Annotated in this window: 21 protein-coding genes; 11 read left to right on the plus strand and 10 right to left on the minus strand. The window is 67.9% G+C overall.

Annotated features, from left to right (window positions below; translation table 11 throughout):
• Window positions 1-22: 22 nt before the first annotated feature.
• The 4 genes from ACXMDP_RS12225 to ACXMDP_RS12240 form a co-directional block, all read right to left on the minus strand.
• Complete coding sequence (locus tag ACXMDP_RS12225) at window positions 23-880, minus strand: acetyl-CoA carboxylase carboxyltransferase subunit alpha (RefSeq protein WP_457766930.1); 858 nt, start codon at window positions 878-880, stop codon at window positions 23-25.
• A 38-nt stretch (window positions 881-918) separates the two neighbouring features.
• Window positions 919-1971, minus strand: coding sequence for a long-chain acyl-[acyl-carrier-protein] reductase (locus ACXMDP_RS12230; RefSeq protein ID WP_255141138.1), 1053 nt, complete (start codon window positions 1969-1971; stop codon window positions 919-921).
• A gap of 150 nt (window positions 1972-2121) precedes the next feature.
• Window positions 2122-2880, minus strand: a complete 759-nt coding sequence (locus ACXMDP_RS12235; protein WP_094513179.1) for an aldehyde oxygenase (deformylating) — start codon at window positions 2878-2880, stop codon at window positions 2122-2124.
• Window positions 2881-2942: 62 nt separating this feature from the next.
• Window positions 2943-3740: a creatininase family protein gene (locus ACXMDP_RS12240; protein WP_094513176.1), complete on the minus strand. Its 798-nt coding sequence runs from the start codon at window positions 3738-3740 to the stop codon at window positions 2943-2945.
• 61 nt (window positions 3741-3801) lie between these two features.
• Here ACXMDP_RS12240 and ACXMDP_RS12245 point away from each other — a divergent pair, with 61 nt between their 5' ends.
• Genes ACXMDP_RS12245 through pgeF form a run of 3 tightly spaced genes read left to right on the plus strand, consistent with a single transcriptional unit; the run spans window position 3802 to window position 6801 of the window.
• Window positions 3802-5097 carry a S1 RNA-binding domain-containing protein gene (locus ACXMDP_RS12245; RefSeq protein ID WP_259730791.1) on the plus strand — a complete coding sequence of 432 codons (1296 nt, stop codon included), beginning with the start codon at window positions 3802-3804 and terminating at the stop codon, window positions 5095-5097.
• The gene (locus ACXMDP_RS12250; RefSeq protein ID WP_094513170.1) at window positions 5094-5981 is read left to right on the plus strand and encodes a Tab2 family RNA-binding protein; all 888 of its coding nucleotides are present in this window, start codon (window positions 5094-5096) and stop codon (window positions 5979-5981) included. Before ACXMDP_RS12245 ends, ACXMDP_RS12250 begins: the two co-directional genes overlap by 4 nt.
• A gap of 10 nt (window positions 5982-5991) precedes the next feature.
• Window positions 5992-6801 carry a peptidoglycan editing factor PgeF gene (gene pgeF, locus ACXMDP_RS12255; RefSeq protein WP_259730790.1) on the plus strand — a complete coding sequence of 270 codons (810 nt, stop codon included), beginning with the start codon at window positions 5992-5994 and terminating at the stop codon, window positions 6799-6801.
• Between the two features lie 33 nt (window positions 6802-6834).
• Here pgeF and ACXMDP_RS12260 read toward each other — a convergent pair whose 3' ends face one another.
• Window positions 6835-8535, minus strand: a complete 1701-nt coding sequence (locus ACXMDP_RS12260; protein WP_259730789.1) for an FAD-binding domain-containing protein — start codon at window positions 8533-8535, stop codon at window positions 6835-6837.
• Between the two features lie 189 nt (window positions 8536-8724).
• On the opposite strand from ACXMDP_RS12260, the gene ACXMDP_RS12265 reads away from it, so the two are divergent.
• Window positions 8725-9087, plus strand: coding sequence for an AbrB family transcriptional regulator (locus ACXMDP_RS12265; protein ID WP_094513159.1), 363 nt, complete (start codon window positions 8725-8727; stop codon window positions 9085-9087).
• On the opposite strand, the gene ACXMDP_RS12270 is transcribed toward ACXMDP_RS12265, so the two are convergent.
• A complete protein-coding gene (locus ACXMDP_RS12270) occupies window positions 9053-10780 on the minus strand; it encodes an NAD(P)/FAD-dependent oxidoreductase (RefSeq protein ID WP_259730853.1) in 1728 nt (575 codons plus the stop codon). The two genes, ACXMDP_RS12265 and ACXMDP_RS12270, sit on opposite strands and share 35 nt — an antisense overlap.
• Window positions 10781-10975: 195 nt before the next feature.
• Between ACXMDP_RS12270 and ACXMDP_RS12275 the strand changes: the two genes are divergently transcribed.
• Together ACXMDP_RS12275 and ACXMDP_RS12280 are read left to right on the plus strand one after the other, a co-directional pair.
• Window positions 10976-11128: a hypothetical protein gene (locus ACXMDP_RS12275; RefSeq protein ID WP_198948298.1), complete on the plus strand. Its 153-nt coding sequence runs from the start codon at window positions 10976-10978 to the stop codon at window positions 11126-11128.
• A 29-nt stretch (window positions 11129-11157) separates the two neighbouring features.
• The gene (locus ACXMDP_RS12280; RefSeq protein ID WP_259730788.1) at window positions 11158-11955 is read left to right on the plus strand and encodes an MBL fold metallo-hydrolase; all 798 of its coding nucleotides are present in this window, start codon (window positions 11158-11160) and stop codon (window positions 11953-11955) included.
• A gap of 168 nt (window positions 11956-12123) precedes the next feature.
• Here the strand turns inward: ACXMDP_RS12280 and ACXMDP_RS12285 are convergent, their stop codons facing one another.
• From ACXMDP_RS12285 to ACXMDP_RS12295, 3 genes are all read right to left on the minus strand, one after another.
• Window positions 12124-12309, minus strand: coding sequence for a hypothetical protein (locus ACXMDP_RS12285; protein WP_094513153.1), 186 nt, complete (start codon window positions 12307-12309; stop codon window positions 12124-12126).
• A 281-nt stretch (window positions 12310-12590) separates the two neighbouring features.
• On the minus strand, window positions 12591-13022 hold the full coding sequence (locus ACXMDP_RS12290; protein ID WP_259730787.1) for a hypothetical protein: 432 nt from the start codon (window positions 13020-13022) through the stop codon (window positions 12591-12593).
• Window positions 13023-13040: 18 nt separating this feature from the next.
• Complete coding sequence (locus tag ACXMDP_RS12295; RefSeq protein WP_259730786.1) at window positions 13041-13559, minus strand: pentapeptide repeat-containing protein; 519 nt, start codon at window positions 13557-13559, stop codon at window positions 13041-13043.
• Between the two features lie 104 nt (window positions 13560-13663).
• On the opposite strand from ACXMDP_RS12295, the gene ACXMDP_RS12300 reads away from it, so the two are divergent.
• The gene (locus tag ACXMDP_RS12300) at window positions 13664-14008 is read left to right on the plus strand and encodes a YraN family protein (protein ID WP_457766931.1); all 345 of its coding nucleotides are present in this window, start codon (window positions 13664-13666) and stop codon (window positions 14006-14008) included.
• Window positions 14009-14023: 15 nt separating this feature from the next.
• Here ACXMDP_RS12300 and ACXMDP_RS12305 read toward each other — a convergent pair whose 3' ends face one another.
• Complete coding sequence (locus ACXMDP_RS12305) at window positions 14024-14272, minus strand: hypothetical protein (RefSeq protein WP_198948297.1); 249 nt, start codon at window positions 14270-14272, stop codon at window positions 14024-14026.
• A 330-nt stretch (window positions 14273-14602) separates the two neighbouring features.
• Between ACXMDP_RS12305 and rsmA the strand changes: the two genes are divergently transcribed.
• From rsmA to ACXMDP_RS12325, 4 genes are all read left to right on the plus strand, one after another.
• Complete coding sequence (gene rsmA / locus ACXMDP_RS12310; RefSeq protein WP_259730784.1) at window positions 14603-15469, plus strand: 16S rRNA (adenine(1518)-N(6)/adenine(1519)-N(6))-dimethyltransferase RsmA; 867 nt, start codon at window positions 14603-14605, stop codon at window positions 15467-15469.
• A 13-nt stretch (window positions 15470-15482) separates the two neighbouring features.
• Window positions 15483-16478 (plus strand): 4-(cytidine 5'-diphospho)-2-C-methyl-D-erythritol kinase, encoded by a 996-nt coding sequence (gene ispE / locus ACXMDP_RS12315; protein WP_259730783.1) that lies wholly within the window; start codon window positions 15483-15485, stop codon window positions 16476-16478.
• 56 nt (window positions 16479-16534) lie between these two features.
• On the plus strand, window positions 16535-16843 hold the full coding sequence (locus ACXMDP_RS12320; RefSeq protein ID WP_259730852.1) for a DUF3082 domain-containing protein: 309 nt from the start codon (window positions 16535-16537) through the stop codon (window positions 16841-16843).
• 266 nt (window positions 16844-17109) lie between these two features.
• Complete coding sequence (locus ACXMDP_RS12325) at window positions 17110-18093, plus strand: pyruvate dehydrogenase complex E1 component subunit beta (RefSeq protein WP_255101252.1); 984 nt, start codon at window positions 17110-17112, stop codon at window positions 18091-18093.
• Window position 18094 lies beyond the last annotated feature (1 nt).

The raw sequence follows: 18094 nt of genomic DNA on the forward strand, positions 1-18094 counted from the left end.
CGAAACCGCTCCTGCTGAAACCCTAAGAACCCACGGTGGAATCCGTGGTACCGGCACCGAGCACCCGTCCCATGCGACGGAACTTGTCGTAGCGCTGTTGCAGAAGCTCCGCCTCGCTGAGCTGGCCCAGTACGGCCAACTGCTCGATCAAGGCGCTGCGGAGTGTGTCCGCCGCCTGCATCGGCCCCCAGTGATTCCCGCCTGAGGGCTCATTGAGCACAACATCGATCAACCCGAGTTGCAGCAGATCCGCTGCCGTGATCTTCAAGGCGGTGGCAGCGACAGGGGCTTTGGCCGCATCACGCCAGAGGATGGACGCGCAGGCCTCAGGGCTAGCCACGGTATAGACGCTGTGCTCGAACATCAGCAGCCGATCGGCCACGCCGATGCCCAACGCACCACCGGAGCCACCTTCACCGATCACGGTGGCGATCACCGGCACCCGCAGCCGGAACATCTCGCGCAGATTGACGGCGATCGCTTCCCCCTGGCCGAGCTCCTCGGCCAGAACCCCTGCATAGGCGCCTGGAGTGTCGATGAAAGTGAGGATCGGCAGCCGGAAACGATCGGCGTGCTCCATCAGCCGCATCGCCTTGCGATAGCCGCCAGGGGAAGCCATCCCGAAGTTGCGGGCCACGTTCTCCTTGGTGTCGCGGCCCTTCTGATGGCCGATCAGCACCACGGGCTGATCGCCGATGCGGCCGACTCCACCCACCAGAGCCTGGTCGTCGGAGCCCCGGCGATCGCCATGCAGCTCCAGCCACTCATCGGTGATCACCTGGATGTAATCCAGGGTGCTGGGACGCTGCGGGTGGCGGGCCACCTGGATCTTCTGCGCCGGAGTGAGGGCGCTGAAGATGTCCTCGCGGCGTCGGGCCATGGGGTGGGGGGGGAGGCGGGAGTAGCGAGCCGAAAGGGTCAGGCGACGGCGGCGGCCAGCGGCTGCGGGACCACCGGCTCGAGGCCGAGCGGTTGGAAGCCATGGCGGAGGGACGCGTTGCCAATCTGTTCCATCGACTCGACGCTGATGTTGTTGCGGCCCCAGCTGAAGTTGGTATGCCAGCCTTCGAATTCCAGCAGCATCGCCTCTGCAAAACAGGCAAACATCTGGCGCTTGGGATTCTCCATTTCGGCAACTTCCATCATCTGCCAGTCGATGTCGTTGAAGAACTCCACCACGCCACCTTTTAGCACGTGCACACCATCACCGGCCGCCTTGGTGTCGAGGTTCTTTGGGTAGCCGCCATCAATCATTAGACAGGGGTGCTGCAGACGCTCACGATCGATCGTGAGCGTCTGCGGCAGGCTGGCAACCCAGACCACCACATTCGCCTCTGCCAGGGCGTCTTCAAGCGGAAGAATGCGGCCGCCTCCGAGCTCGCTCTGCAGATCCAGCAGGCGTTGACGCTGCCGGGCCACCAGCAGGAGCTCACCCACGCCGGTGCGCTGGCTCAGCCAGCGGCACACCCCACTGCCGATGTCGCCGGTGGCGCCCACCACCGCCACCTTGGCGGTGGAGAGATCAATGCCGAGATGCGGAGCGTTGGTTTCTACCTGGCGGCAGATCACCCAGGCGGTGTGGGTGTTTCCAGTGGTGAAACGCTCCCACTCCAGGGTGGTGGAGCGAATCTGCTGAAACTTGGAGAGATCGAAGTTCTCGAAGATGATCGAGGTGAAGCCGCCCAGCGCCGTGATCGCAATGCCGCTCTTCTGGGCGAGCTCCATGGCGTTCTGAACTTTGCGCGTGGCCGTCTTGAAGCGGCTCAGCATCTCCGGCACGAAGCAGGAGTCGATGTAGACCCCTTGGATGGTTTTGCCCGTGAGGCTGGTGACACTGACCGTTTCCAGCAGCTGAGGCGGCGCGCTGCACCACACGTCCAGATCGCCGGCGGCGAACTCGTCGTAGCCGAGAGCTCCGGCCTTGCGACGCGCCTCTTCGAAGCTGCTGGAGTGACCGATCAGACCGAACATGGGAGATGCGTACCCTCAGGCTGAGGGGAAGGTGGCGGGGGCCACAGGGTTGCGCACGCTACATCGGCGGTTGCAAACCGAGGCAGCTGCAGGGTCCATGTACAGACGGAGGGCCGAACCCCGATCCAGCCACCAGACCCCCTCCTTGAATCAGCCGATCAGGGCGGCAGCGGCCATGCGGGCGATCTCGCGGGTGGAGAAGCCGATCTCGGTGAGCGCTTCCTGGTAGGCGATCAGGAAATCTTCGATCAGGCTTTCTTTCTCCATGCCGAGCACGGCTGCATCACCAGCAACCTCTTCGAGCATGCGGCGCACGAGAGGGAGATTGTCGCGGTTGGCTTGCTCAAGCTCAGCGCGGGAGGCTTCAAGGTTGGCTTTCAGCCACTCCTGGCCGTAGTTCAGGTGGGTGTATTCATCTCGCACCACACCCTCAGTGATCTTGCGGGCGAAAGGATCAGCGACCGGAATATAAATGTGATAGGCCGAGATAGCGAAGGCTTCAATCAGCAGGGCCTGAATCAGCAGACAGGTCACCACCTTGCCTTCAGCCAGGGCCGCCTGGAAGTTGCCGTGCAGCGGCAGGAAGAAGCTCTTGGCGAAGGGCATGTCTGCCGTGACGCTCAGATTGCGGGCACAGGCCTGGAAGCCCTTCATGTGCTTCAGCTCCATCCGCGCCAGGCGGGCCAGTTCCTCCGCCTCATCGGGAAGCAGGGTCCCAAGGGAGATGTAGTTGTCGTGGGCTTCCTGCTCACCCTCGATCACAATCGCGTTGATGCGGCTGTAAGCGTCTTTGTAGAGGTCGGTGGTGAAGTCCGGCAGTCCGGCAAGATCGGCCCCGGCCTCCTCGCCGGCTCCAAGGGATGACGTCTGAACGTCAAGGCTGGCCGCCGGAGTGTCGAGCGCAGGCATCGAGGACAAATCGTGAAGACTTCGACTGTAACCACCGCCGGCCATCTCTGGTCTGCCGCCGTTCAATCGCTGCGTAAGCGCCCACGCGGTGGCCACGGGCTGGCCAGCAGGGATTCCAGCCGCTGACACCAGCCCGCCACCAGCCGCTCGAACAGTTGCTCGCCGAGGGCGGCGCTGGCGCCGCGTGCATCGCCCACCACCCCCGTGGCCGACACATCCGCCGTGAGCCAGGCGTAGGGCACGGCGCCCTCCAGGCTCCAGCCGCTGGGGGGTGGGGGCTGCAACTGACCGTCGCAGGGGCGCTCGGGCCCCACCCACTGCGGCTGCAGGTGCAGCATGAGGCTGGTTTCCGCCAGGCCGGCGTGCAGACCATCGCTGCGTTCGGGTTCAGGCAGCAGGGCGCCGATCCCTTCCGGACCGCTCCAGAGGAAACAGGGCAGCACCGCCAGTGCCGGATGGGCGGCGCGCAGCTGGCGGGCAGCCACCTGCAGCAGGGCGATCTGGCCGCCGTGGGCGTTGAAGAGCACAAGGCGCTGAAAGCCGGCGGCCGCCAGCTGGGCACCGATCGTCATCACCTGGGCGATCAGCAGCTCAGCCGGCAGGCTGCAGGTACCGGGGAAGGCAGCGTGTTCAGGTGAGAAGCCGAACCAGGACACCGGCAGCCGCCAGATCGGCAGATCGTCCGCCAGGCGGGCAAGCACGGCATCGGCCACCCGATCGGCGAAGAGAGCATCGGTGCCGAGCGGCAGGTGAGGACCGTGCTGCTCGACGGCGCCGAAGGGCCAGAGCACGGTGCTTCCCGGGCGACTCGCCGCCGCACGCACCTGAGGCCAGCTGAGCCGTTCCAGCGCTCGCTCCATCACCCAACCCTTGTGTTCGGCCCTGATCCTTACAGTGGGCAACTGTGTGCTCCCTTGGACCATGGCCGGCTCCGGCAACCAGCAGCCGCGACAGCCCCGGGAAGGAAGCCGGCGTCCCGTGCCCCCAACGGCGCCGCGGCAACCCGCAGGCGCTCCGGTGCGCAAGCCTCCGCAGGTGTTGCACATCAGCCGCAAGGACGACGAGCCGGTGGCCGACACCAGTGCCCCGATCGCCGCTGATCCGCCCACACCGGTGGCTGCTCCCATGACCGTGCGGCCGGCGCCCCTGGCCCCGGAAGCCGCCGCCATCTCCGACGACGACCGCTTCGAGACCGCCAGCCTCGAAGGCCTGACGATGGCCGATCTGCTGGGGCCCGCCCCGGAAACCGGCCGCAAAGCGGCACGCAAAACAGCGCCTTCGGCAGCAGCGGCGCCCGGCCAGCCGGCGGCGCCGGCCCGTCAGGTGGACGATTTCGATTTCGACGAAGAAGCCTTCCTTGCCGCACTTGACGAAAACGAGCCGGTGGGCGTTTCCGGCGAGGTGGTGCCCGGGGTTGTGATCGGCGTCGAAAGCGATGGGGTGTATGTGGACATCGGCGGTAAGGCGCCGGGCTTCATGCCCAAGAGCGAATGCGGCCTCGGTGTGATCACCAACATCAAGGAACGCTTCCCCAAAGGCCTGGCGGTGGAGGTGCTCGTCACCCGCGAGCAGAACGCCGATGGCATGGTCACGATCAGCGCCCGCGCCCTCGCTCTGCGCCAGAGCTGGGAAAAGGTGCGCCAGATGGAGAAGGAGGGCAAGGTCGTGCAGGTCAAGGTGACCGGCTTCAACCGCGGCGGTGTCACCTGCGACCTCGAGGGCCTACGTGCCTTCATCCCCCGCTCCCAGCTCCAGGACGGCGAAAACCACGAGCAGCTGGTGGGCAAGACCCTTGGCGCCGCCTTCCTGGAGGTGAGTCCCGACAACCGCAAGCTGGTTCTCTCCGAGAAGCGCGCCTCCACAGCGGCCCGCTTCTCCGAAATCGAAGTGGGCCAGCTGGTGGAGGGTCAGGTGGTGGCCGTCAAGCCCTATGGCCTGTTCGTGGATCTCGGCGGGGTGAGCGGCCTGCTGCACCAGTCGTGCATCACCGGCGGCACCCTGCGCGAACTGCGCGAGGTGTTCGATCAGGGCGATCGGGTCCAGGCAATCGTCACCTCCGTGGACCCCGGCCGCGGCCGCATTGCCCTCAACACCGCCCTGCTGGAAAACCAGCCGGGTGAACTGCTGATCAACAAGGAACAGGTGCTGCTGGAAGCAGGCGATCGAGCCAACCGGGCCCGCCTCACCCTGCGGCAGCAGGAGCAGGCGCCGGAATGAGCGGTCCTGCCACCGCAGCACCCAGCGCCGACTGGGAACTCGACTACTACTCCAGGCCCGTGCTCGAGGCCGATGGCAAGAAGCGCTGGGAGTTGCTGATCTGCAGCACCCCGGCCTTTGGGAACTCCCGGTCGGCGTTCCGGTGGGTCAAGGTCTGTCCGGCCACCAGCGTGAATTCGATCTGGCTGCAGGAGGCGCTGGCCGAGGCCCTCACCGCCGCCGCCGCCGAGGGCCTGGCAGCGCCGCGCCGGTTGCGGTGCTGGCGCGCCTCGATGCGCACCATGGTGCAGCGTGCCGCCGACGCCATCGGCCTTGAAACCGTGCCGAGCCGGCGTTGCTACGCGCTGATCGAGTGGCTGCAGGAGCGGGAGCAGCAGGTATATGCCATGGAGGAGGGCTTTATGGCAGGTCCGCTGGCGCCTGCCCCGCTGCCGCCCCAGGCGCCGGCCATGCTGCTGCCGGAAGCGGTGCGCGGCGACAGCTGGAGCTGGGCCACCCTCAGCGTGGCCGACCTGCGCGAAGCCGCCGGCTGGGACGTGGGCTTCGATGGGCTGGTGCCCCTGCCCGCCCAGCTCAGCGACACGGCATCCGTACCTGGCATCCGGGTGTTCAGTGCCCGACGCTCCCTGGCGATCGCCGGCTGGGTGGCCGGGCTTGAGCCCGTGCGCCTGCGTCTCGATGCGGGCGCACTGGTGCTGGAGGCGGGGCTGGAGAACAGCTGGCTGCTGGGTCGCCTGGACCCGGCCGAGGCGGAAGCCGCCCAACAGGCCTTCGTGGCCGCCCGGGACGAGGCCGGTGGGTTGCAGTTCCTCGCCATCCAGAGCGACGAGCGCTCAGAGCGGTTCGAAGGCTTCTGGCTGCTGCGCGATCTCCCTGCCGGCTGAGCGCCACTCCATGGCCGAAGCCACCACGCCCCCCTTTGATCGCACAGACGTGGGCTTCAATGCCCTCGCCGGCTGGACGTGGGTGGGCACCTACGGGGGCTATTACCTGCAGGCCGATCTGCTCTCCGGCTTCGAGCACGGCTTCTTCAGCCGCCAGTGGAGTGGCCGGGGGCCCCACGAGTTGGCCGGCTTCATCAGCGCCGGGGTCAGCGTTCACCGCACCCGTCAGATTCACGGCGCAGCGGTGGTGCCTGCCGCGGCGGCGATCGCCGAGCCCTGGCCCGAGGCTGATGGGCTGGTGAGCGATGCGGGCGGCCAGAGCCTGTGGGTGTGCGGCGCCGATTGCACGCCCGTGCTGATCGCCGATCTGGGCAGCGGTCGGGTGGCAGCCTGCCACGCCGGCTGGCGGGGGGTGGCGGGGCGGATCGTGCCGGCGGCGATCGAGCGGCTTGAAGCCGACGGCAGCCGGCGCCACGACCTGCGGGTGGCCCTGGGCCCGGCCATCAGCGGCCCGGCTTACCAGGTGCACCGCTCCGTCTCCCTGCAGGTGGCCGCAGCGGTCTCTCCTGCTCCCTGGCCCAGCGAGACAGCCCTTGAGCAGCTGGCGCAAGCCGGTGCCCGCCAGGCCGATGCCCACCCCGATCACGACCGCCTCGACATCCGCCGCGCCACCGCTGCCCAGTTGCGTGCGGCCGGACTGCATGACGAGCAGATCAGTGTCTGCCCGCTCTGCACCAGCTCGGAGCCGCTGCTGTTTCACTCCTGGCGCCGGGACCAGGTGAAGGCGGTGCAGTGGAGCGGCATCGTGTCCCAGGGCTAGACCTGGCCGGCACGGGCAGGTGGCCCGCCAGGGCTACGGCCACAGCTCCAGCTGATCGGGATTGACCCGGCCGCTCGAGCCACGCCGGTGGCGCGACGCAGCCGCCGGGCGCGTGGGGCCCGGCCGCACCCCAGGGCGAAACCAGCTCTCGAGCGCAACCTGCGCTGGTGGGTCGAGTGCGGCGAGCTCCAGCGGTGGCGGGAACAGCTCGGCCCGCTCCTGCTGGGCCCAGGCCACCACCGCCGCAGGGAGGCGATCGGCCCCGAAGGGCACCGGCTGGCCCGGCATCGCCGCCATCTGTCGGGCGGGGTTCAAGGCCGGATCCGCCGCCTCGCGCCGTGCCGCCAGCTGGCGGATCCGCTCGCGACGGGCCTGCTCGTAGCTCAGGATCGGGGCAGGGTAAGCCGCCATCGGCGGCGGACAGGCCAGCTGGTCATTGGTGAGCTCGGCCAGCTCGGGCAGCCAGCGGCGGATGAACAGCCCCTGGGGATCGCAGCGCTGCACCGCCACCGCCCCCGGGTGATAGATGCGGGTCCAGGCCTGCACCTCCCGCTGGGTGACACCGGCCTGCATCGCCCACTGGTAGTGATCGATCGGGCAATCGCCATCGATCAGGTGGCGCATGAAGTGCAGGGCCCCGAAGCGCCAGTCGATGCCGCAGAGATTGGCCAGGAAGCTGGCATAGATCGCCCGGCTGCGGAAGTTCAGCTCCTGCCAGCCGCCTGAACCGCGCAGGCAGCGGGCAGCGGCGTCAACCATGGGAAAACCGGTGCGCCCCTCTTTCCAAGCGGCATAAAGCTCCTCGTTGAACGGCCAGGGTTCCTGATCGAAGCAGCGCCAGAGGGAGCGCAGCTCCAGCTGAGGCAGGTAGCGGAAGCGTTGGGCCATCGATGTGCCCCAGCGCAGGCGGCTGATCAGCTGCCGGGCACTGCGCTGCCGGCGATCGTCAGGGTGAGCGACCAGGGGGCCCAGCCGGGCCACCACCTGGCGCGGGCTCAGCACGCCGAACTTGAGATGGGGACTGAGGCCGCTGGTGACCCTGGCCGAGGGCACGCTCAGCTCCCAGTAGTAGGTCTGAGCCGCCGGACCTTCGAGGAAGGTGCGCAGCAGGGACTGGGCCGCCGCGCTACCGGCCGGCGGCAGCGGTTTGCCATCGGGCTGCAGCCCCAGCGCTTCAAGGCTGGGTACCGGCAGATCCGCGAGCGGATCGGCGGGATCGGTAGGCCGGTCGGGATCGGCTGGAGCCGGCACCATCAACTGCCTGGGCGCCGGTAGGGGCGTGCGGGCCACTGCCTGCTGCCAGAGCTGGCGATAACGGGGATAGGGAACCAAGGCGTCCACTGCTCCCACCGGCTCGACCCAGCGGATCGGCACAGCGGCGGCGGCCAGCAGGCGATTGACCCGGGCGTCACGCACACGCCCCACGATCCGCTCGCTATCGGTGTGGGCCATCACGCCAGTGGCGCCGCCCTCCCGCACCAGCCGCAGCAGCTCAGCGGCCGGATCACCGAAACGCACCAGCAAGCGGCCGCCCCGTCGCCGCAGGTCTTGGTCGAAGGCCTGCAGCGTGGCCAGCAGGAAAGCAACGCGGGCCACACCGGTTTCCGGATGAAACAGGAGCTGACGGTCCAGAACGAACAACGGCAGCACCGTGCCGAGGCGGCTGGCCTCCAGCAGCGGCTGGTGATCGCTGCAACGCAGATCACGGCGGAACCAGATGATCGTGCGGGTCAAACTCGAGGGGGAAACGACAAGCCACAGCGTGGGGCATGGGAACCACCAGCCGCGAATCCTTACGGTGCATGGGCGAGATAGCGATGAGCATGACCAGATGAGGTGGTCGATGCGCCCTGAAGGACCGCAAAAACCCTTGCATCAAACAAACGTTTATCAGATAATGAGAAGGTTCTGGGTGAAAGGCCAATGTTGAGTGGCGCCGACCTTCTCGCCAAAGTCAAGGAGATGGGGGATGCAAGCAAATCCGACATCGTGCGGGCCTGCGGCTATGTCTCCACAAAGAAGAACGATAGTGAGCGCCTGAATTTCACAGCCTTCTACGAGGCACTGCTCAATGCCAAGGGGGTGGATTTCGGGGCCAATCCAAAGGTAGGAAAAGGCGGTCGCAAGCTGAGTTTCACCACAAAGGTTCAGTTCAACGGCAACCTGATGGTTGGCAAGGCCTATACCGCCCTGCTCGACCTGAAACCGGGGGATGATTTCGAGATCAAGCTGGGGCGCAAGCAGATCCGACTCATCCCGCTGGGCTCCGACGACGAAGACGAGTGAGCGCAACGGCTTCGGCCACTTTGATGCCGTCGATTGCCGCAGAGAGGATCCCCCCGGCGTAACCAGCCCCTTCCCCTGCCGGGAAGAGCCCCGCAATGTTGAGGCTTTGGAAATCATCCAATCGGGGAATTCGAACTGGCGATGAGGTGCGCGTTTCCACCCCGGTCATGACGGCCTCGGGTGCCGCAAAGCCGGGAATGGAACGCTCGAACGCCGGCAGGGCCTCCATCAGCGCCTGCACGGCGAACGGGGGCAGGCAGCCGCGCAGATCGCCGTAGCGCACCCCCGGCGCGTAGGAGGGCTGGGGGGCCGTCGCCGACAGGCCAGACGCCGGGCCAGGCGGGTGAGAATCCGGGGCAGAAGGAGCAACGGTCTGGTCGATCTCTTCCGCTCCGCTGGCCAAGAAATCGCCCAGGCGCTGGGCGGGGGCGTGGTAGGTGGAGCCCGCCGCGCGGAAGGCCGCCGCCTCCCAGTGGCGCTGAAACGCGACCCCCGCCAGGGGGTCGCCGGGCGCCTTGCCATAGGGCGCCAGGTCTTCGAGGCCTACCGTCACAACGATGGCGCTGTTGGCGTTCCGTTCGTTGCGGGAGTGCTGGCTCATGCCGTTGGTCACCACGTGGCCCGGCTCCGAGGCGGCGGCCACCACGAGCCCGCCGGGGCACATGCAGAAGCTGTAGACGCTGCGGCCGGCGCTGCCGTGATGCACCAGCTTGTATTCGGCTGGTCCAAGACGCCGGTGACCGGCGAAGGGCCCCCAGCGGGCCCGATCGATCAGCTCCTGGGGGTGCTCGATCCGCACGCCGATCGAAAAAGGCTTGGCTTCGATCGCCACCCCCACAGCCTCCAGCATCGCGAAGGTGTCCCGGGCGCTGTGTCCCACCGCCAGCACCACGTGGTGGGCCGGCAGCACGGAACCATCGGCCAGCACCACCCCAGAGATGCGCTGCTGCCTGCCACCCTCACCGTCACAGGGCTCCAGCACGAGGCGATCGACGCGGCTCTGGAAGCGGATCTCACCCCCCAGCGCCTCAATGCGGGCCCGCAGCCCACGCACCACGGTGGCCAGCTTGAAGGTGCCGATATGGGGGCGCTGCAGGGTGAGAATCTCCGCATTCGCTCCGCAGGCCACCAGCTCCTCCAGCACCTTGCGCCCGTGGTGCAGGGGATCACGCACCTGGCTGTAGAGCTTGCCGTCGGAGAAGGTGCCGGCGCCACCCTCGCCGAACTGCACATTGGATTCCGGGTCGAACGGACGCTGATGTCGCCAGAAGCCGAAGGCATCGGCAGTGCGTTCCTTCACCGGTTTGCCGCGCTCCAGCAGCAGCGGCCGAAAGCCCATCTGGGCCAGCAGCAGGGCCGCGAAATAGCCACAGGGACCGGCGCCGATCACGATCGGGCGATCCTGGAGGTCGGCGGCGTCAGCCTTGCCCACGAAGCGGTAGGTGGTGTCCGGGGTGGGCCGCAGATGCGGATCGTTGCGGAAGCGACGCAGCAGCGGTTTCTCGTCGGCCAGCTCCAGATCCACGCTGTAGCTGAAGCGGATCTCCGCCTTGCTGCGGGCATCCACGCTGCGCTTCACCACCCGGTGGCCGAGCAGAGCGGCCGCGGGAAGCCCCAGCCGCCGCAGGATTGCCTGGCGCAGATCCTCCTCCCCGTGATCGAGAGGGAGCTTGACTTCGCTGAGCCGCAACACAGGATCTGCCACCGCGCCTGGCGCGGCCTGACGCACCCCCTCATTCCAACAGTCCGTGCCCCGCTCGCACAGGCCGAGTCGCGCCGGCCGGGCCGGCCGGTTGCCGCCGGAAGGGTTGCAAAGCTGTGCGCCCCAACCCATCCACCACCAACCGAGACCAAGCGGTGCCAGGGTGGGGGGACTTCCCGCTTTCGCATGGGACTTACCCACTGCCCCCTCTGCGTCGCTCTGGCGGTGTTCAGCGCGGTGCGCTTCAGCGCCCATGCCGTGCTGCTGTGGCAACTGGTCCGCCCCGCTCCCGCGGCATCTGGTGGGCGCCCCTCGCGCCTGCGCTGGCAAGGCGTCTAGCGTCCGGGGCCAGCCGCTCGCCCGCCTGCATGGCCCTGCATGCCACCTATCTCGGTGCCAATGGCTGGTTGCTGGAGTTCGGTGCCCTGCGCGTGCTGGTGGATCCCTGGCTCACCGGCCCCCTGGAGTTTCCACCTGGCCCCTGGTTTTTCCGTGGCGAGTTGCCGCAGGAGCGTCCCGCTCCCTTGCCGGTCGATCTGCTGGTGCTCACCCAGGGGCTGCCCGACCATTGCCATCCCGCCAGCCTGGCGCTGCTCCCGCCGACCACTCCGGTGGTGGGGTCTCCCGCGGCGGTGGCCCGGGCGCGTGCGCTTGGCTTCACCCAGCTCACCGCCCTGGCGCACGGCGAAAGCCACTGCCACGAGCAGCTGCGCCTCACGGCTTCGCAGGGGGCTCCTGTGCCGCAGCCGGAAAACGGCTACCTGTTCGACCATCCAGGCGGCCGTCTCTACCTGGAACCGCATGGGTTTCTTGATCCCAGCCTGCCGGAGCAGCCGCTGGACGCCGTGATCACGCCTGTGGTGGATCTGGGTCTGCCGCTGGTGGGGGCGTTCGTGAAGGGCCAGCAGGTGCTGCCCCAGCTGGTGGAGCGTTTCAAGCCTCTCACCGTGCTGGTGAGCACCACCGGCGGGGATGTGCGCTTTGAGGGTGCCCTGAACCGGCTGCTCTGGCTAAGGGGATCGCTGCAGGCCGCGGCGGCGATGCTGTCCGAGGGGTGCCGGCTGATCGATTCAAGGGCCGGCGAGCGCTACCGCCTGGAGCAACGCCAGCCAGCCGCCGCCGTGGCCCATGCTGGTAGCGCCAGTTCAGGCACCGCCGCCAGCTGACGCGACCAGTGAGCTCAGCCGGCGGTGCTGAGCAGCATTTCCGCCAGCAGCGCGGTGCAGGCTCCTAGCAGGAGGCAACGAAACCCCTTGCCGAGCAGGCTGTTGAGCAGGATCGCTTGCATCGGGATCATGGTGGGGCCCCGAAGGGAAAGGGGGCGGGCGCGGGGGTCAGGCGGCAGCGGCGCGCAGGCTGATCACAGCGGCAATCGGCACAGCGAACGGGGGCGAGCCGCTGCGGGTGAGCGGCCAGCGGCGCACCCAGCAGCGGTCGTCGATGTCATCGACGCTCACCACCTGGAAGCTGGTGCCGGCCTGGCTGGCCAGAAGCACAAATTCACCGGGTTGAACAGACATCAGCAGAAGAGGGGAACGGGAACGCAGGCCTCGCTGGTGAGCGACGGCGTGAGCCAACACAGAAGGGAGAAGGTTGACCCCCGAAATGTATCGGAAGATTGCGAACAATTGACAGCCAGTCACATCGCAGTCGCATCAGTCGGCAAATGCGGACCATGACTGTCGGCCGATCGCGGCGCTGACACACGGGCGCTTGACCCAGTGCCTGCCCACCCAAAGCAGCGCCAGCGGCTGTAGATGCGCCTGTCCAGCCTTGCCGGCACCCGGAATCAGCGCTCGGGTCAGCTGTCTGGCTCGTCTTCCAGCAGCAGCGAATGGAACTCGCGATACAACTGCTCGTGCTCGCGGATGGCGGCGGCAGCGGGGGCGCCCGCCAGGGGGGTCCGGGGCGTTCGGGCGGGGCCAAGGCCCCTAGGAACCGCCGGTGCTGCTGCTGCTCCAGCAGGCGCACCCGCCGGCGGCGGCTGGCGCTGACGCTCCCGCCTGGCGGTCTCGAGCGTCGCAAGACGCTCCATCAGATGGGGCGGAACCAAGCCATCGGGGCTCGCTTTGATCAGCTCATGAAACAGCTTGTCCGGGTCCTGCTCGGTTTCCACCGCATGCAGCCGCTGCTGCGGCGCGGCAGCGGGGCTGGCCTGCGGGGCCGGCAAGGGCTGGGGAAGCTGGCGGCCCAGCTCCCGAAGCCGCTCAAGGCTGCGGGGATCAAAGCTCATGGCACAGAAGGAGAACCATCAGGCGCAGCCGAGGCTGGCGCGGGTGGAGCGGCCGGTGACGGGGTTGGTGCCAGTGGCATCGAGGCAGAGCTTCTTCAGCACATCGGCCCGGAAGGGAACATTGGTGAAATCAGCGCCATCGATCTTCACCGCGTTGAACTTGGTGTTGAACGCGAAGGCATCTTCCAGTAAGGCGTCGCGCAGGTCGGTGCCATCAAGCACCGCGGAGTCAAGAGTGGCCTCACGCAGGTCGGCGCCATGGAGATCGGCATCCTGCAACTTCGCGCCGAACAAGGTGGCCCCCCGCAGATCGGCACCGGAAAGATCGGCCTCGCGCAGGTTGGTGAGGCTGAAGGTGACGCCGCGCAGATCGCTGCCATGAAAATCGGCGCCGATCAGCACCTGCTTGGCATAGTCCATCGCCGCCTGGGCCGGCGCCGCCGGCAATAGCGCCACGCCCAGCGCCAGCACCAGCAGCAGCGAAGCGAGCCAGGAACGGCAAGGAAGTCCGGCGCGGCAGCGCAGCGGGGAGGCCATGGCAGCAAGGGACAGAGAGGGAACCCTAGGAACACACGCCTTGGCCGTTCGTGAAAGGAGCCCGACCGCAACAGAGCGCCGACCGGGCGCGCAGCCGTTGCACCGTGCCCGGCCGTTGGGCGGAGCAGCGGGCGCTGCGGCTGCTGCAGACGCGCGGCTGGCGGCTGCTCTCTCAGCGGTGGCAGTGCCGATGGGGCGAACTCGACCTCGTGCTGCTGAAGCCGGGCCGGTTGCTGCTGGTGGAGGTGAAGGGCCGGCGCCGCAGCGGTGCCGATGGCTGGGGCAGGGCCAGCGTGAATCGACGCAAACGGCAGCGGCTGGCGGCCGCCTGGTCGTGCTGGCTGTGCAAACACCCCTGTTGGAGGCACCTGCCGGTGGAAGCGGTGTGCGCGCTGGTGCCGCTGCCACCGGCCCGGGCACCGGTGTGCTGGCTGCGGCTCGAATGGTGAACGCGGGTGGTCCGCTCAGGGGCTGGACAGGCCAGCGGGGGCGGGCGTGCTCGTGCCGGGAACCGACGGATCGGGAACGGTGAACTCCACCGTGCAGCGGTAGCGGGTGTTGTCCATTCCCACCGAAAAGTCTTCGCAACGCGTGCTGGTGACCGTGGCGCCCGCCGGCACCTGCTGCATAGCCCTTTGTTTGGCGTTGTCACGGTCCCAGACGGAATCGGCGGTGGCGCTGCCAGCCAGCGCCGGACCACTCAGCAGGGGCATGGCCAAAGCACCGATCCAGCCGACCCAGGCCAGTGAATGACGGCCAGGGTGCGCTATGTGCCGCGCCCGGCTTCGGATGAGCGCTGCAGGGCTCACGGCAGCCGGCGGGACGCCAGCGGACCTTGAGGTCAGCGGAATCACAACGGCCTCAGGGAAGCCAGCCGTGGCCGAAGCCGCCGATGCCACTGGCTCCACCCGCTCTGCGGGCTCAGCGTGTTCAACGGGTGCCATGGGTTCAACGCGTACCAATGCAGCCATCGCCCGGGCCCCGTCACTGCACCTTCTCTAGCCGCACCGGAAGGCAATGTGGGAGATCTCACGCCCAGGGTCATGACCTTCAGCGGCCACCGGGCCCGCAAACGCTTCGGCCAGCACTGGCTCACCGATGCCGGCGTGCTCGATCGCATCGTGCAGGCGGCCGAACTCGACGTCCACGACCGGGTGCTGGAGGTGGGGCCGGGCCGGGGGGCGCTGACCGAACGGCTTCTGCAAACCCCCCTGGCCAGCCTCACGGCAGTGGAACTCGACCGCGACCTGGTGGTCGGCTTGCGCCAGCAGTTTGGCGGCGATCCCCGCTTCTGCCTGCTGGAGGGGGATGTGCTTGAGCTTGAGCTGCCGTTGGCCACCAAGGTGGTGGCCAACATCCCGTACAACATCACCGGTCCGCTGCTGGAGCGGCTGGTGGGCCGGCTCGACCGCCCTGCCACTACGGCGTACTCGCGGTTGGTGCTGCTGGTGCAGCAGGAGGTGGGGGAACGCATCCGCTGCCGTGCAGGCAGCAGCGCCTACAGCGCCCTGAGCGTGCGCATGCAGTTGATGGCCCGCTGCAAGGGCGTGTGCGCCGTGCCCCCTCGCTGCTTTCAGCCGCCGCCCCGGGTGCACTCGGAGGTGATCGTGATCGAGCCCTTGCCACTGGCGGAGCGGCTGCCCGTTTCCGTGGCCGCCACGGTGGAGCGGCTGCTGCGGCGCTGCTTCGCAGCCCGGCGCAAGATGCTGCGCAACACCCTGGCGGGCCTGCTGCCGGCGGAGGCGCTCAGTGACCTGGCCGCTGCCGCCGGCATCGATCTGCAGCAGCGCCCCCAGGACCTGGAGCCCCAGCGCTGGGTGGCGTTGGCGGAGGGCTTGAATCAGGCCGAAGCCTCGGCGCCAGCCGCCCCTCTCAGCGCAGACAAGGCGAGCCTCCATCCCGATCCGTAGCCCAACGCAACCCATGGCAGCACTGAGCCGCAGCCTCACCGTTCTCGCTCCCGCCAAGATCAACCTGCACCTCGAAGTGCTCGGGTTGCGGCCGGATGGCTTCCACGAGCTGGCGATGCTGATGCAGAGCATCGATCTGGAAGACCGGCTGGTCCTTCACGAACGCGACGATGGCCGCCTCCAACTGAGCTGTGACCGCCCGGGACTGCGCACGGACGGCACGAACCTGATCAGCCGCGCCGCCCTGCTGCTGCAGCAGCGGCTGGAGGGGCCGCTGCGGGGCGCCGACATCCACCTGGAAAAACGCATCCCGATCGGAGCCGGGCTGGCGGGAGGGTCGAGCGATGCGGCTGCCGCCCTGGTGGGCCTGCACCAGCTCTGGAACATGAATCTCCCGCAGCCGACCCTGCTGGAACTGGCGGCGGAGCTGGGCTCCGATGTGCCGTTCTGCCTCGCCGGGGGGAGCCAGCTGTGTTTCGGGCGGGGAGAGCAGCTGGAGCCGGTGCCGGCGGCAGACGATCCCCTGGCCGTGCTGCTGATCAAGGATCCAGCGGTGAGTGTGTCGACGCCGTGGGCCTATGGGCGCTGCCGGGAGTTGCGCGGCGACTTCTACCTCGACTGTGAGGCCGACTTCGAGCAACGCCGGGAGTACCTGCGCGGCGGCCCGCTGCTGGCCGCCCTGCGGGGGGAGCGCGGATTGCCGCCCCTGCGCAACGATCTGCAGGCCGTGGTGGAGCCGGAGCAGGCCAGCGTGCGCGAGGGCCTGGCTCTGCTGCGCGGCCTGGCCGGCACCCTCGGCGTGGCGATGAGCGGATCCGGGCCCAGCCTGTTCGCTCTGTTCAGCAGCGCCGCTGAAGCCGCTGCGGCCCAGCAGCAGCTCGCTCCGGCCCTGCAGGCCGCGGGGTTCGACGCCTGGTGCTGCCGCTTCACGCCGGCAGGTGCCAGGGTCATCAGCGATCAGGCCATGCCCCCGGCCGGCTCCGTCCCCGATCCCGACGCCCCACGATGAGCGACCCCCAGCAGACCGACCCCGGCAGCGCCTCCGGCAACAGCTCCAGCAGCGGCATGCCAGCGGCCGCCGCCTCACCCACCGCTCCGCCCCGCAAGGGGCCGCTCAGTTTCCTCTCCGGTGCCGTCACCAGCGGCGCCCTGGCCTGGGTGAGCCTGCTGCTCAGCCAACGGGTGGTGACCTACTTCGCCCTCCATCCGCCGCACTACAGCAAACCGTTCGCCCAGAGCATCGGCACCGCCATGAAGACCCTGATCGTGGGCATGAGCTTCCTGGCCACCTTCAGCTTCGCCTTCGTGGGCCTGGGCCTGTTCCTCGTGTTCATTCGCAGCCTCTTGCCCGCCAGCTCCACCGGGCCTTCCTAAGGTTGCTCCCACCACCGGTTCCCCCACCGCTGCGATGACCCCTCACGATCTCGGCCTGCTGGCCCTGCTGCTCTCGCCGGGGATGATCCTGTCGGTGCTCCTGCTCGCCACCTTCGCGGCCGGCGGCTGAGCGGCACCGGCTTCACCCTGGCAGCCCTCAGACCAGCGAGCCTGCACCTCCCCTCCAACGCAGCGAGGCTGCGACTGGCGGGCCTGAGATAAGTTGGCCCCACTTCCGGCACCTGCGCCGGGTCCGCATCTCCCCTGTGGCAGAAACCCTTCTGTTCAACGCCCTGCGCGACGCCATCGACGAGGAGATGGCAAAAGACCCCACCGTCTGCGTGTTCGGCGAAGACGTGGGTCAGTACGGCGGCTCCTACAAAGTCACCAAGGACCTCTACGAGAAATACGGCGAGCTGCGCGTGCTCGACACCCCGATCGCGGAAAACAGTTTCACGGGCATGGCCGTGGGCGCCGCCATGACCGGCCTGCGGCCGATCGTGGAGGGCATGAACATGGGCTTCCTCCTGCTCGCCTTCAACCAGATCTCCAACAACATGGGGATGCTGCGTTACACCAGCGGCGGCAACTACACGATCCCCACGGTGGTGCGCGGCCCCGGCGGAGTGGGGCGTCAGCTCGGGGCTGAACACAGCCAGCGGCTTGAAGCCTATTTTCATGCCGTGCCCGGCATCAAGATCGTTGCCGTCAGCACCCCCACCAACGCTAAGGGCCTGATGAAGGCCGCCATCCGCGATAACAACCCCGTGCTCTTCTTCGAGCACGTGCTGCTGTACAACCTCAGCGAGGAGATCCCGGAAGGCGATTACATCTGCGCCCTTGATCAGGCTGATGTGGTGCGTGAAGGCAAGGACGTAACCATCCTCACGTATTCCCGCATGCGCCACCACTGCCTCAAGGCAGTGCAGCAGCTCGAGGCTGAGGGCGTTGATGTGGAGCTGATCGATCTGATCAGCCTCAAACCCTTCGACATGGAGACGATCAGCCGATCGATCCGCAAGACCCATCGGGTGATCGTGGTGGAGGAGTGCATGAAAACCGGTGGCATCGGCGCCGAGCTGATCGCCCTGATCACCGAACACTGCTTCGACGATCTCGACGCCCGTCCCCTGCGCCTCTCCAGTCAGGACATCCCCACCCCCTACAACGGCGGTCTGGAGAACCTCACGATCATTCAACCCAGCCAGATCGTGGAGGCCGCCCGTCGCCTCAAAGCAGGCACCCTCTGAG

The sequence above is a fragment of the Cyanobium sp. ULC065 genome, assembly GCF_977927515.1.

Bases quoted from the DNA above. Each gene is read 5' to 3' on its own strand.
- ACXMDP_RS12265 (WP_094513159.1), top strand. From the start codon at position 8,725: ATGTTGAGTGGCGCCGACCTTCTCGCCAAAGTCAAGGAGATGGGGGAT.
- ACXMDP_RS12285 (WP_094513153.1), bottom strand. From the start codon at position 12,309: ATGTCTGTTCAACCCGGTGAATTTGTGCTTCTGGCCAGCCAGGCCGGC.
- ACXMDP_RS12305 (WP_198948297.1), bottom strand. From the start codon at position 14,272: ATGCCCCTGCTGAGTGGTCCGGCGCTGGCTGGCAGCGCCACCGCCGAT.
- rsmA (WP_259730784.1), top strand. From the start codon at position 14,603: ATGACCTTCAGCGGCCACCGGGCCCGCAAACGCTTCGGCCAGCACTGG.
- ACXMDP_RS12275 (WP_198948298.1), top strand. From the start codon at position 10,976: ATGGGACTTACCCACTGCCCCCTCTGCGTCGCTCTGGCGGTGTTCAGC.
- ACXMDP_RS12235 (WP_094513179.1), bottom strand. From the start codon at position 2,880: ATGCCTGCGCTCGACACTCCGGCGGCCAGCCTTGACGTTCAGACGTCA.
- ACXMDP_RS12290 (WP_259730787.1), bottom strand. From the start codon at position 13,022: ATGAGCTTTGATCCCCGCAGCCTTGAGCGGCTTCGGGAGCTGGGCCGC.
- ACXMDP_RS12295 (WP_259730786.1), bottom strand. From the start codon at position 13,559: ATGGCCTCCCCGCTGCGCTGCCGCGCCGGACTTCCTTGCCGTTCCTGG.
- ACXMDP_RS12225 (WP_457766930.1), bottom strand. From the start codon at position 880: ATGGCCCGACGCCGCGAGGACATCTTCAGCGCCCTCACTCCGGCGCAG.
- ACXMDP_RS12320 (WP_259730852.1), top strand. From the start codon at position 16,535: ATGCCAGCGGCCGCCGCCTCACCCACCGCTCCGCCCCGCAAGGGGCCG.
- ACXMDP_RS12240 (WP_094513176.1), bottom strand. From the start codon at position 3,740: ATGGAGCGAGCGCTGGAACGGCTCAGCTGGCCTCAGGTGCGTGCGGCG.
- ACXMDP_RS12230 (WP_255141138.1), bottom strand. From the start codon at position 1,971: ATGTTCGGTCTGATCGGTCACTCCAGCAGCTTCGAAGAGGCGCGTCGC.
- ACXMDP_RS12250 (WP_094513170.1), top strand. From the start codon at position 5,094: ATGAGCGGTCCTGCCACCGCAGCACCCAGCGCCGACTGGGAACTCGAC.
- ACXMDP_RS12245 (WP_259730791.1), top strand. From the start codon at position 3,802: ATGGCCGGCTCCGGCAACCAGCAGCCGCGACAGCCCCGGGAAGGAAGC.
- pgeF (WP_259730790.1), top strand. From the start codon at position 5,992: ATGGCCGAAGCCACCACGCCCCCCTTTGATCGCACAGACGTGGGCTTC.
- ispE (WP_259730783.1), top strand. From the start codon at position 15,483: ATGGCAGCACTGAGCCGCAGCCTCACCGTTCTCGCTCCCGCCAAGATC.
- ACXMDP_RS12280 (WP_259730788.1), top strand. From the start codon at position 11,158: ATGGCCCTGCATGCCACCTATCTCGGTGCCAATGGCTGGTTGCTGGAG.